Source organism: Streptomyces sp. SID5643 (assembly GCF_009872555.1).
GTDB classification, from domain to species: domain Bacteria; phylum Actinomycetota; class Actinomycetes; order Streptomycetales; family Streptomycetaceae; genus Streptomyces; species Streptomyces iakyrus.
On the sequence record NZ_WWIC01000215.1, the window covers coordinates 1 to 13324 of the forward strand.

Genomic DNA, 13324 nt, shown 5'->3' on the forward strand with positions numbered 1-13324 from the left:
GGGTCGTGCGCCGGGCCGCCGGCGGCTTCGCCGAGCCCGCCCAGCCCGCCAAGGGCGCCCGGGCCTCGAAGGCCGCCGCCCGGGCGTCCGCGGAGGCTGCCGACGGCGAGATCGAGTCGCCCTCTCGTCCGAGGCGGCCCGCCGTCGCGCTGTTCCAGGCACCCGTCTTCACCGAGCCCCAGTTCCAGACGCCGGAGCGGGCGGCCGCCGCTGCCGCCGCCGAAGCGGCCGGGGCGGCGGAGCCCGAGGAGAGCGAGGAGCCCGCACCGGCCGAGGACCGGCGCGAGGAGCCGGCCGGCGGTTCGCGTCGCCGGCGCCGGCGCCGGGGTGCCGGTGACGACGCCGAGGCACAGGCTCCGGCCCCCGAGACCACCGCCGTCGACACCACCGCCGACGACGCGGAGGAGGCCGACGACACCGCCGAGGACCAGGCCGACGGTGACGACCAGGAGGAGTCCGAGGGCACCGGCTCGCGCCGCCGCCGTCGCCGGGGCGGCCGCCGCCGCAGGCGCGGTGAGTCCGCCGACGCCGACGCCGACGGTGAGGGCGGTGAGGACGCCGAGTCCGAGCAGAGCGCCGCGCAGGACACCGAGGACGGCGCCGAGGAGGACGACGAGGACTCCGAGGACGCCACCGACCGCGACGAGTCCGGCGCAGGCGGTTCCAGCAGCAGCCGCCGTCGCCGTCGCCGCCGTCGCCGTGCCGGTGACTCCGGCACCGAGGCCGAGCCCTCCGACGACGACCCCGAGCGCACGGTCGTCAAGGTCCGCGAGCCCCGCCCCAAGGCCGAGCCGTCCGACGAGGTGCAGTCCATCAAGGGCTCGACCCGTCTGGAGGCCAAGAAGCAGCGCCGCCGCGAAGGCCGCGAGCAGGGCCGCCGCCGGGTGCCGATCATCACCGAGGCCGAGTTCCTGGCCCGCCGCGAGGCCGTGGAGCGCGTGATGGTCGTCCGCCAGCACGGCGACCGCACGCAGATCGGCGTCCTCGAGGACAACGTGCTCGTCGAGCACTACGTCAACAAGGAGCAGTCGACCTCGTACGTCGGCAACGTCTACCTCGGCAAGGTGCAGAACGTGCTGCCGTCGATGGAGGCCGCCTTCATCGACATCGGCAAGGGCCGCAACGCGGTGCTGTACGCCGGTGAGGTCAACTTCGAGGCGCTGGGCATGGCCAACGGGCCGCGGCGCATCGAGTCCGCCCTGAAGTCCGGCCAGTCGGTGCTCGTCCAGGTGACGAAGGACCCGATCGGCCACAAGGGCGCGCGTCTGACCAGCCAGGTCTCCCTGCCGGGCCGCTACCTCGTGTACGTGCCCGAGGGCTCCATGACCGGCATCAGCCGCAAGCTGCCCGACACCGAGCGGGCCCGGCTGAAGACGATCCTCAAGAAGATCGTCCCCGAGGACGCGGGTGTCATCGTGCGCACCGCCGCCGAGGGCGCGAGCGAGGACGAGCTGCGCCGGGACGTCGAGCGGCTTCAGCAGCAGTGGGAGGACATCCAGAAGAAGGCCAAGAACGGCAACGCACCGACGCTGCTGTACGGCGAGCCGGACATGACCGTCCGGGTCGTGCGCGACATCTTCAACGAGGACTTCTCCAAGGTCGTCGTCAGCGGTGACGAGGCGTGGTCGACCATCCACGGGTACGTCTCGCACGTCGCGCCGGACCTCGCCGAGCGGCTGTCGAAGTGGACCTCCGAGGTCGACGTCTTCGCCACGTACCGGATCGACGAGCAGCTCGCCAAGGCCCTCGACCGCAAGGTCTGGCTGCCCAGCGGTGGTTCGCTGGTGATCGACCGGACCGAGGCGATGGTCGTCGTCGACGTCAACACCGGCAAGTTCACCGGCCAGGGCGGCAACCTGGAGGAGACGGTCACCAGGAACAACCTGGAGGCGGCCGAGGAGATCGTGCGTCAGCTGCGGCTGCGCGACCTCGGCGGCATCATCGTCATCGACTTCATCGACATGGTGCTGGAGTCCAACCGGGACCTGGTGCTGCGGCGCCTGCTGGAGTGCCTGGGCCGCGACCGTACGAAGCACCAGGTCGCCGAGGTGACCTCGCTGGGGCTCGTGCAGATGACCCGCAAGCGGGTCGGGCAGGGCCTGCTGGAGTCCTTCTCCGAGACGTGTGTCCACTGCAACGGCCGCGGTGTCATCGTGCACATGGAGCAGCCGACGGCCCCCGGAGGCGGCGGCAAGCGCAAGAAGCGCGCCCGTGCCGGTGCCGCCGAGCAGCCGCACGTGCACGAGGCCGCCGTCGAGACCGCCGAGCAGGAGGCCGAGACGGAGGCGGAGGTCGTGGCCGAGGTCGCCGAGCCGATCGCGCTGCCCGAGCCGTCCTTCGAGCCCGACGAGGAGCTGTACAGCAGCGCCGCCGAGGCGGAGGCCGCAGCGGGCCGTGGCCGGTCGCGACGCCGGGCGAGCCGGCGGGTGTCGGCTCCGGCGGGTGCCCCGCGGGGCGAGACGGCGGAGCCCAGGGCCGAGCAGGGCAGGGACGGGACCCGGCGCGGCCGGGGCAGGGCCGAGCAGGCCGAGGCCGAGGTGCCGACGGCTCAGGACGTGACCGCCGAGCAGGAGGTCGCCCGTCCGGTGCAGCCGGAGCCGGCCGCCGAGGCGCAGGCCGAGCCGATGGCCGTGGAGGACCCGGTGGTCGAGGCCGCGCAGGCCGCTCCGGCCGAGGACGCCGCGCCCAAGGGCCGTACCCGGCGGCGGGCCACCCGCAAGGTGTCCGCTCCGGCGGGTTCTCCGGCGGGGGCCGAGGCGGCCGTGGTGACGGTCGCCGAGACCGCACCGGCGGTGTCCGAGGCCGAGGCCACCGAGGTGCCCGAGCCGGCCGGACAGCCCGAGGCGCCCGCCGAGAGCGCCGCCCCGGCCCGTCCGCGGCGCCGTGCCGTGCGCAAGCCGACGGTGTCGACGGCGTCCGAGGAGACGGCCGTCGTGGTCGTCCCGTCGGCCGCGTCCGAGGACCTGGTGTCCGCGGAGGCCCCGCAGGTGCCCGCGTCCGACGGTGCCGTCACGGAGGAGGCCGCCGAGGAGTCGGCGCCCGCCAAGAAGACGGCCCGCAAGACGGCGAAGAAGGCCACGGCGAAGAAGGCCGCCACCACCAAGAAGACCGCGGCGAAGAAGACCGCCGCCAAGAAGACGACGGCCAAGAAGGCGGCGAAGACCACCAAGACGGCCGCCAAGAAGACCGCGTCGAAGAAGACCGTGGCGGCGGAGCAGTCGGCGTCGTCCGCGTCTTCCGTCTCGGCTTCCACCGACGAAGGCTGAGATCCACCGCCTGTGCGACCGGCGTGACCGGTCGCACAGGCGGCGGGCCCGGCTCGGTTTGACCCCTTCGGCCGCGGCCCCGTAACCTTGACCGTCGGCGTGTCGACTGACACGTCACATCCCCGTAAACCTCATCCTCCGGGCGCCGGGCGCCAGGAGAGGCTGCTCGCTGAGTCGGGCGGCTGGCCTGCGGGGGTGCCGTTTCCCGAGCTAGAGAGTGAGTTCCGCGTGTACGCCATCGTGCGCAGCGGTGGTCGCCAGCACAAGGTTGCTGTCGGCGACATCGTTGAGGTTGACAAGATTTCCACTGCCAAGGTTGGCGACTCGGTCGAGCTCTCGACCCTGCTCGTTGTCGACGGCGACGCCGTGACCAGCGACCCGTGGGTGCTGGCCGGCATCAAGGTCCAGGCCGAGGTCGTGGACCACCACAAGGGCCAGAAGATCGACATTCTGCGCTACAAGAACAAGACGGGTTACCGCCGTCGCCAGGGCCACCGCCAGCAGTACACGGCGATCAAGGTCACTGAGATCCCCACGGCTGCGAAGTAAGGGACTGAGGAGAAATGGCACACAAGAAGGGCGCATCGTCCACCCGGAACGGTCGCGACTCCAATGCCCAGCGGCTCGGCGTGAAGCGCTTCGGCGGTCAGGTCGTCAACGCGGGTGAGATCCTGGTCCGTCAGCGTGGCACCCACTTCCACCCGGGCTCCGGCGTCGGCCGTGGTGGCGACGACACGCTGTTCGCCCTCGAGGCCGGTTCGGTGCAGTTCGGCACCCACCGTGGCCGCAAGGTCGTGAACATCGTTCCGGTCGCCTGATCGGAAACTTTCGCGAGGCGGACCTCACTTCCCTCACGGGAAGCGGGTCCGCCTTTCGCGTGTTACCCCTAGACATTCCCGCAGTAACTGGAGGCACATCCCATGACCACCTTCGTGGACCGCGTCGAGCTGCATGTCGCCGCGGGTAGCGGAGGCCACGGCTGTGCCTCCGTCCACCGTGAGAAGTTCAAGCCCCTCGGCGGGCCGGACGGCGGCAACGGCGGGCGCGGCGGGGACGTGATCCTCACCGTCGACCAGTCGGTCACCACGCTGCTCGACTACCACCACTCCCCGCACCGCAAGGCCACCAACGGCAAGCCCGGCGAGGGCGGCAACCGCTCCGGCAAGGACGGCCAGGACCTCGTCCTGCCGGTGCCGGACGGCACGGTCGTGCTGGACAAGGCGGGCAACGTCCTCGCCGACCTGGTCGGGCACGGCACGTCGTACGTCGCCGCGCAGGGCGGCCGGGGCGGGCTCGGCAACGCGGCGCTGGCCTCCGCGCGGCGCAAGGCGCCCGGATTCGCGCTGCTCGGTGAGCCGGGAGATCTGCGGGACGTCGTCCTGGAGCTGAAGACCGTCGCCGACGTGGCGCTCGTCGGGTACCCGAGCGCCGGCAAGTCGTCGCTGATCTCGGTGCTGAGCGCGGCCAAGCCGAAGATCGCCGACTACCCCTTCACCACGCTCGTGCCCAACCTCGGTGTCGTCACCGCCGGTTCGACGGTCTACACGATCGCCGACGTGCCCGGGCTGATCCCCGGGGCCAGCCAGGGCAAGGGCCTGGGCCTTGAGTTCCTGCGGCACGTGGAGCGGTGCAGTGTGCTCGTGCACGTCCTGGACACCGCGACGCTGGAGTCCGAGCGCGACCCCGTCTCCGACCTCGACATCATCGAGGAGGAGCTGCGCCAGTACGGCGGGCTGGACAACCGGCCGCGGATCGTCGTCCTGAACAAGATCGACGTACCGGACGGCAAGGACCTGGCCGAGATGGTGCGGCCCGACCTGGAGGCGCGCGGCTACCGCGTGTTCGAGGTGTCGGCCGTGGCGCACATGGGCCTGAAGGAGCTGTCGTACGCGCTCGCGGAGGTCGTGGCGCAGTCGCGGGCCGCGAAGCCGAAGGAAGAGGCCACCCGGATCGTGATCCGGCCGAAGGCCGTGGACGACACCGGCTTCACCGTGACGCAGGAGGCCGACGGGCTGTTCCGGGTGCGCGGTGAGAAGCCCGAACGCTGGGTGCGCCAGACCGACTTCAACAACGACGAAGCCGTCGGATACCTCGCGGACCGGCTCAACCGGCTCGGTGTCGAAGCGGAGCTGATGAAGGCCGGCGCCCGAGGCGGCGACGGCGTGGCCATCGGACCCGAGGACAACGCGGTCGTCTTCGACTGGGAGCCGTCCGTGACGGCCGGCGCCGAGATGCTCGGCCGCCGCGGTGAGGACCACCGGCTGGAGGGGGAGCGGCCGGCCGCGCAGCGCCGCAAGGACCGGCAGGCCGAACGGGACGAGGCCCAGCAGGAGTTCGACGACTTCGAGCCGTTCTAGTCCAAAAGGGCACATGAGCAACGGGCTTCGGTGCAACCAAGCCGTTCTCCGGTGAGTCGTACAGGGCGGTGCGGTGAGGATCTTGTTCCTCGCCGCACCACAGGTGCCCAGCGGATCAACGGAGTCGACGTGCCACAGTCCATGAGCAAGCGCAGGGTCGGCCGGGCGGTCGCGGCAGCTGTCGCCGTCGTCGCGGCCGTGACCACCCCGGTGGCCGCGCACGCCGTCTCCGCCGCCCCGTCCGTCACCGAGAAGAAGCTCCGGGACGACTTCAACGGTGACGGTTACCAGGACCTGGCCGTCGCCGCGCCGCGCGGCAAGGTCGACGGCCGGGCCCAGGCCGGGTACGTGGCCGTCGTCTACGGCTCGGCCAAGGGCCTCGACCTGACGCACAAACAGGTCATCAGCCAGAACACCCCGGGCATACCCGGTGCCGCCGAGACCAACGACGACTACGGCGACGGCCTCGCCGCCGGCGACCTGGACGGCGACGGCTACGCCGACCTGGTCGTGGGCGCCCCGGGTGAGAGCGTCGGGGAGGTCACCCGCGCCGGCACGCTAGCCGTGCTGTGGGGCGGGAAGCGGGGCCTGTCGGGCGGTACGGCCGTGGCCACCGGCACCGAACAGGACCGGGTCGACGCCGAGACCCCGGCGCTCGGCGACTTCGACGGCGACGGCCGGCTGGATCTGGCCACCGGCACCCGCCTGCTGTCCGGGCCGTTCGACCGCACCACGGGTGCCGCGAAGAGCCGGACCCTGGCCATCGAGCCCGCGTACGTCACGGACGACGTGGCGGCCGGGGACGTCGACCACGACGGCATCACGGACCTGGTCGCGCTCATCCACGACGTCAGCGACGACGACATGCACGACCCCGACTACAGGCACCGGCGCGCGGTCTTCCTGCGGGGCACCCATGACGGCCTGAGCGCCCCCGTCCCGGTGAACAACCCCGACGGCACGCGCATGCGCGGCGGCGAGAGCCTCGGCGTCGGCGACGTGGACAAGGACGGGTACGCCGACCTCGTCATCGGCCGCCCGAACGACGGCTTCGGCGAAGCCGACCTCGACGACCCGCTGCTGAAGGGCGGCCAGATCGGCGTGGTGCACGGCTCGGCCGACGGCCCCGACACCTCCCGTACGGCGATCATCACGCAGGAAACCCCGGGTGTGCCCGGAAGCTCGGAGTGGTCCGACGGCTTCGGCGGGGGCATCTCCGTCGGTGACGTCAACGCCGACGGCCACGCGGACGTCTCCACCGGCAGCGCGAGCGAGGACCTCGGCGAGGTGTACGCGGCCGGCCAGGTGACCGTCCTGCGCGGCGGCAGGTCCGGGCTCACCGGGAACGGCGCCTACAGCATCAGCCAGAACACCAGGAACGTTCCTGGCACCGCGGAGCGGAACGATTTCTTCGGTGCCGACACCAACCTGCTCGACGTCAACGGCGATGGCCGGGCCGAGCTGTTCACCGGCGCCACCGGCGAGAACCGGGACGGCGGGGTCTGGGCGTTCCCCAATCCCGTGAACACTCCCACCGCGACCGGCTCGGTCGGCTTCGGCGCGGGCACCCTCGGCACGGTCAGGAGCGGCTCCTCCCTCGGCAGGGGTTTCGCTCGCTGACCCGGTACTGATCACCTGTCAGACTCGCCCCGGCAACGGCTTGTTCCGATGCTGGCGGCGAGTCTCTCTTTGTCTGCTTAGTTGTCATGTACGTGAACCCCGGCGTTCAGCGGGCGGACCGCCCGCGAGCGTGAAGCTTCCCCGTGTCCAAGTGGCCAGCGAGGTAAGGGAGTCAGCCGATGACCGGAGCAGTATCCCCCGACCGACGCCGCTTTCTGACCGCGGGTGCCGCGGTGCTCGGCGCCGCCGCCTCCGCCCAGCTGTGGCTTCCGGCCGCCGCCCGTGCGGCCGAAACCCCGCTGCCGGACGGTGTGTTCAGCCTCGGCGTCTCCTCGGGCGACCCGCTCCCGGACGGCATCGTGCTGTGGACCAGGCTCGCCCCTGACCCGCTGAACGGCGGCGGCATGCCCGACCGGGTCGTGCCGGTCGAGTGGCAGCTCGCGGAGGACCACCGGTTCAGAAAGCTCGTCCGGCGGGGCACCGCCCAGGCCCGGCCCGAGTACGGGCACAGCGTTCACGTGGACGTACGCGGACTGCGCGCGGGCCGTACCTACTGGTACCGCTTCCGCACCAGCGGGCAGCTCTCGCCCGTGGGCCGCACCCGCACCGCCCCCCACCCCTACAGCTCCGGTGGCTCCCTGCGCATGGCCCTCGCCTCCTGCCAGAACTGGCAGCACGGCTACTTCACGCCATACGCGGACATGCTCGACCAGGACCCGGACGTCGTGGTGTTCGTCGGCGACTACATCTACGAGTCCACGCCCTCGGCGACGGCCCTGCGGCGCCACGAGGGCACCGGCGAGCCGTTCAGCCTCGTCCAGTACCGCAACCGGTACGCCCAGTACCGGACGGACCCCGACCTCGCGGCGATGCACGCGAACGCGCCGTTCGTGGTGACCTTCGACGACCACGAGGTGGACAACGACTTCGCCGGCGAGATCCCCCAGGACCCCGACAAGCAGCCGCACGACGCGTTCGTGGCCCGGCTCACCGCCGCCTACCAGGCGTTCTACGAGCACATGCCGGTCCGTGCCACCGCCGTCCCGGACGGCCCGCACATCCGGATGTACCGCCGCCTGGAGTTCGGCCGCCTGGCCCGGCTCAACGTCCTGGACACCCGTCAGTACCGCAGCGACCAGGCCACCAGCCAGGAAGGCGCCCAGGACCCGTCGCTGACCATGCTGGGCGCGCAGCAGAAGGGGTGGCTGCTGAACGGGCTCAAGAACTCGCCCGCCCGCTGGAACCTCATCGCCTCCCAGATCATGATGGCCGAGACGGACCTCAAGGTCGGCGAGGGCAAACTCTGGTTCTACGACGCCTGGGACGGCTACCAGGCCGAACGCAACCGGTTCCTCCAGGAGTTCCGGCAGGTCCGCAACCCGGTCGTGCTCTCCGGCGACCGGCACCTGACGATGATCAGCGACCTCAAGGCGGACTACGCCGACCCGGATTCGGACGTCGTCGGAGCCGAGTTCGTCGGCACCTCCATCTCCAGCAACGGCGACCAGGACCAGGAGGCCTTCCGCAGGGAGTGGGACCCGCGGCGCCCGGACAACCCGCACTGGAAGCTGCTCGACGCCCACCGCGGCTACCACCTCTTCGACGTCCACCGCGACCGCATCGACGCCCAGGTCCGGGTGGTCGACACGGTCCGGCAGACCACGGCGACCCCGAGCACGCTGGCCCGGCTGAGGGTCCGGGCGGGCCGTCCGGGCGTCGAGGTCGTCTGACCGGCCCGCGTCGCGCGTGAGCCCGGGACTCCGAGGAGTCCCGGGCTCACGCCGTATTGCTCCGGCCGAGACCGAAATGCTGCGGAATCTTGACCAGGAATTCCGCGGGCGCCGCCGTCGCCGTGGCGCCGGGCACACCCGCAAAGCGCGTACCGTGCACCGGACATCGTCCAAGGAACTCGGACGGGTCCTCGGCCGCCGTCGGCGCAGGGCGTCTCCGGCACCGCTGCGCTCCTGTGGAGTTACTCACAGCAATTCCCGGGGCGCCTGCATCGCCGGCGGAACCGTCTCGCCAATCACCGGCGTCACCAGGTGAATGAGGGGTTGCGCGCACATATGCGGTGGAGGTCGCTCACCTTGCATTGCGGTAACCACAAGTGGGACCATTTCCGAGTTCCCTGTCGCCCCAAGGTAGGTCACCTGTGTCCCAGCACATAGCCAAGCCCCGTACCACCGCAGTGATCCTGGCCGGTGGCACCGGCCAGCGCGTGGGTCTGTCGATCCCCAAGCAGCTGCTGAAGATCGCCGGCAAGGCAGTCATCGAGCACACGCTGACCACCTTCGAGAACACCGACTCGATCGACGACGTCATCGTGCTGATGGCTCCGGGTTATGTGCCCGACATCGAGAAGATCGTCGCGAAGGCCGGATTCAAGAAGGTCTCGAAGGTCATCGAGGGCGGCTCCACGCGGAACGAGACCACCGAGCGCGCCATCGCCGCGCTGGGTGAGGGCCTGGCCGAGGGCGAGGACGCCAACGTCCTCTTCCACGACGCCGTGCGCCCCCTGCTCTCGCAGCGCGTCATCGACGACTGCGTCGTCGCCCTGGAGCGCTACCAGGCCGTCGACGTGGCCATCCCGTCCGCGGACACCATCATCGTCACGCGCACGCACGGCGAGGACGGCGAGTTCATCACCGAGATCCCGGACCGCTCCCGGCTGCGCCGCGGCCAGACGCCGCAGGCGTTCAAGCTGTCCACGATCAAGCGGGCCTACGAGGTCGCCGCCGGTGACCCCAACTTCCAGGCGACCGACGACTGCTCCGTCGTGCTCAAGTACCTGCCCGACGTGCCGATCCACGTCGTCGCGGGTGACGAGTACAACATGAAGGTCACCCAGCCCGTCGACGTCTTCATCGCCGACAAGCTCTTCCAGCTCGCCTCCACGGCCGCGCCCGAGCAGGTCTCCGAGGAGGCCTACCGCGAGCTGCTCACCGGCAAGACCATGGTCGTCTTCGGCGGCAGCTACGGCATCGGCAAGGACATCGCCGAGCTCGCCGAGTCCTACGGCGCCAAGGTCTACGCGCTGGGCCGCTCCACCACCGGCACCCACGTGGAGAACCCGGAGGAGGTCGACGACGCGCTGTCCAAGGCCTACGCCGAGACGGGCCGCATCGACTACGTGGTCAACACCGCCGGCGTGCTGCGCATAGGCAAGCTCGCCGAGACCGACAACGCCACCATCGAGGAGGCGCTGAAGGTCAACTACCTGGCCCCGGTGCAGATCGCCCGGTCGTCGTACAAGTACCTGTCCGAGACCAAGGGCCAGTTGCTGCTCTACACCTCCAGCAGCTACACCCGGGGCCGGGCCGAGTACAGCCTGTACTCCTCCACCAAGGCCGCCATGGTGAACCTCACCCAGGCGCTGTCCGACGAGTGGGCCGGCGACGGCGTCCGCGTCAACTGCATCAACCCCGAGCGCACCGCCACCCCCATGCGCACCAAGGCGTTCGGCCAGGAGCCGTCGGGCTCCCTGCTGTCCTCCGAGGCCGTGGCCCGCACCTCCCTCGACGTGCTGCTCTCCGAGCTCACCGGCCACGTCATCGACGTCCGCCAGCAGGACCCGACGGCCGGTGCGGCCCGGGCCTCCGGCTTCGAGCAGGCGCTGGCCACGGTGCTGGACCGGCAGGACGGCGTGTAATAATTGGCGCCAAATAGACTTCGGTAATTCAGGCCTCTGCGCCCTCCTGTTAACGGTTTTCCGTCGACAGGAGTGTTCGCAGGGGCCTGAATCCATACCGTCTCGCGAATATTCACAGACCAGCCGCATTCTCGAACCAAGACCGGCACACCCCTCCCAAGAGCAGGTTTCTCCGTGATATCCACCGCTATTCGCGTCGCCCGGGTGGGCAGCGCGGCCGAGCTGGCCGCGGCGGTCCTCATGGTGGCGGGCTTCCCCGCCCTCATGCTGGCCGCGCTCGTCCCGAGCGTTCCCGCCTTCGCGGCAGCGGCCGCCGTGACGTACCTGGCGGACCACTATCTGCACCGCAAGGGCAGCTACCTGATCAACCGCCTCGGCAAGGTGCGGGCCGGACTGCCGATCCGCTTCCTGATCCGGCAGCTGCTGCTCGTGCTGCTGCTGGCCCGGCTGTCCCTCGCGGACAACCTGATCTACTACGGGGCGATCGCCTGCTTCATCGCCTTCTACGGTCTTCAGGCCCCGCACGGTGCGCTGGTGCAGCTGATACGCAACCGCCGCCGCATGCCGGTCGCCACCCGCAACGTCGACCTGGCCTCCCGCATCCGCATCCCGGACGCCCCGCCCCGCAGGCTGCTGCACCGCTCCGCCGAGAAGATGCTCCACCTCGACCTCTTCGCGGTCGTCGGCATCCTGGTCGCCGCGCAGGCCAAGTCGGCCCTGATCGGCTTCATCGGCATCGGCGTCACCGTGGCCCTGGCCACCCTGTACGTCCTGGCGCTCGTGCCCTTCGTGCGCGGCCGGAAGATCCCGCCGAACGCCGAGAGGGTCCTGGCCGCCGTCGACGACTGGCTGGGCGAGTACAAGCCGGAGACGGTCCTGTACTTCTCCGGTTCGAAGGACTCCGCCTACCAGGTCAACATGTGGCTCGACACCATGGAGAAGCTGGACTCCAAGCCGCTGATCATCCTGCGTGAGCGGGCCATCCTGAACAACCTGGCGCCCACCACGGTCCCCGTCATCTGCGTGCCCGGAGGGGTGCACCTGATGAACATGGACCTGTCCACGGTGCGCGTCGCGCTCTACGCGGCCAACGTCGGCAAGAACATCCACATGCTGCGCGTGCCCACCATCAAGCACGTCTTCATCGGCCACGGCGACAGCGACAAGCTCGCCAGCGTCAACCCGTACAGCAAGGTCTACGACGAGGTGTGGACGGCCGGCCGCGCGGGCCGCGACCGCTACGCCATCGCCGACGTCGGCGTCCGCGACGACGACATCGTCGAGGTCGGCCGCCCCCAGCTCGCCCCGATCCAGACCTGGCAGGGCGTGCCCGAGGGCCGCATCCCGACCGTGCTGTACGCCCCCACCTGGGAGGGCTGGGACGGCAACCCGGGCAACACCTCGGTCGTGCTGGCCGGCGAGAACATCGTGAAGCAGCTCGTGCAGGCCGACCCGCCGGTCCGCGTCCTGTACAAGCCGCACCCGTTCACCGGCAATGTCAGCAAGGAGGCGGGCGCCGCGCACCGGCGGATCACCGCCCTGGTGCAGAAGGCCGCCGCGGAGCGGGCCATCAACACGCGGTTCGTCGCCGACACCGCCGCCCAGGCCCAGGCCAAGGCCGAGCTGAGCCGCATCGAGGCCCGGCTCGCGCAGCTGTCCGGCTCCGGCGGCGACCGCGGCGACGAGGCCGTGGCCACCCGTGACGGGCTGATCGACGTCGCCCGGCACGAGGAGGCCGCCCGGCTGCGCGCCGAGTGGAACGACGCCTACTGGCGTTCCTTCCCGTCCTGGGAGCACCGCGTCATCACCGGCGCCGAGCCCCGGCTGTACGACTGCTTCAACGTCTCCGACGCGATGGTCTCCGACATCTCCAGCGTGGTCTCCGACTTCATCGCGAGCGGCAAGCCGTACGCGGTCACCGACTCCGCCGCGGTGGGCGTCGAGGAGTTCAAGCGGAACAACACCGCGGTGCGGGCCGCGGTGATCCTGTCCAACAGCGCGTCCGAGCTGGGCGAGCTGCTCGGCGCGGTCCGCGCCCCGGACGCCGACCCGCTGGCCGAGGACCGCAAGGAGCTCAAGCGGTACCTGCTGGGCCCGGACGAGCCGACCTCGCTGGAGCAGTTCAACACCGCCGTCGCGGACCTCGCCCTCAAGGCCGAGACGCGCAACGTCGGCCAGCAGTCACGGGACGCGGCCGCCCTCGCGGAGAGCGAGGCCGAGCTGGCGAACGCCGTGCCGGGGCAGCGGGTGCCCACGGCCGGTGACACGGACGGGGTCGGCACGGGCTGAACTGCCGCCGCTGACTGGAGAGTTCGGCCCCGAGGAGCTTCTCCTCGGGGCCGAACTCTTTCTGTTTCCCGGACCCTGTCCGCTCACTGTGTGACCTGTCCCACTAACACCCGCGTGCGAGGCAACCGCTTGCCTCGATCACC

The 13324-nt window shown here is 70.8% G+C and carries 8 protein-coding genes; all 8 read left to right on the forward strand.

Annotated features, from left to right (window positions below; translation table 11 throughout):
* Nucleotides 1-3266: Rne/Rng family ribonuclease (locus GTY56_RS24030; RefSeq protein WP_237524998.1), on the forward strand; the 3266-nt coding region annotated here is incomplete at its 5' end.
* A 228-nt stretch (nucleotides 3267-3494) separates the two neighbouring features.
* Nucleotides 3495-3815, forward strand: coding sequence for a 50S ribosomal protein L21 (gene rplU, locus GTY56_RS24035; protein ID WP_030836278.1), 321 nt, complete (start codon nucleotides 3495-3497; stop codon nucleotides 3813-3815).
* Between the two features lie 14 nt (nucleotides 3816-3829).
* Nucleotides 3830-4084 (forward strand): 50S ribosomal protein L27, encoded by a 255-nt coding sequence (gene rpmA, locus GTY56_RS24040; RefSeq protein ID WP_031107501.1) that lies wholly within the window; start codon nucleotides 3830-3832, stop codon nucleotides 4082-4084.
* A 102-nt stretch (nucleotides 4085-4186) separates the two neighbouring features.
* On the forward strand, nucleotides 4187-5623 hold the full coding sequence (gene obgE / locus GTY56_RS24045; RefSeq protein ID WP_161367408.1) for a GTPase ObgE: 1437 nt from the start codon (nucleotides 4187-4189) through the stop codon (nucleotides 5621-5623).
* Between the two features lie 129 nt (nucleotides 5624-5752).
* Nucleotides 5753-7243 (forward strand): FG-GAP-like repeat-containing protein, encoded by a 1491-nt coding sequence (locus GTY56_RS24050; RefSeq protein WP_346345555.1) that lies wholly within the window; start codon nucleotides 5753-5755, stop codon nucleotides 7241-7243.
* 179 nt (nucleotides 7244-7422) lie between these two features.
* On the forward strand, nucleotides 7423-8973 hold the full coding sequence (locus GTY56_RS24055) for an alkaline phosphatase D family protein (protein ID WP_161367409.1): 1551 nt from the start codon (nucleotides 7423-7425) through the stop codon (nucleotides 8971-8973).
* Nucleotides 8974-9395: 422 nt separating this feature from the next.
* A complete protein-coding gene (locus GTY56_RS24060; protein WP_161367410.1) occupies nucleotides 9396-10892 on the forward strand; it encodes a D-ribitol-5-phosphate cytidylyltransferase in 1497 nt (498 codons plus the stop codon).
* A 174-nt stretch (nucleotides 10893-11066) separates the two neighbouring features.
* Nucleotides 11067-13181 (forward strand): CDP-glycerol glycerophosphotransferase family protein, encoded by a 2115-nt coding sequence (locus GTY56_RS24065; RefSeq protein WP_346345556.1) that lies wholly within the window; start codon nucleotides 11067-11069, stop codon nucleotides 13179-13181.
* The last annotated feature ends 143 nt before the right edge of the window (nucleotides 13182-13324 follow it).

What these genes read in the sequence shown, in the direction of transcription:
- rpmA (WP_031107501.1), top strand. Translation starts at nt 3,830, where the DNA reads ATGGCACACAAGAAGGGCGCATCGTCCACCCGGAACGGTCGCGACTCC.
- obgE (WP_161367408.1), top strand. Translation starts at nt 4,187, where the DNA reads ATGACCACCTTCGTGGACCGCGTCGAGCTGCATGTCGCCGCGGGTAGC.
- GTY56_RS24055 (WP_161367409.1), top strand. Translation starts at nt 7,423, where the DNA reads ATGACCGGAGCAGTATCCCCCGACCGACGCCGCTTTCTGACCGCGGGT.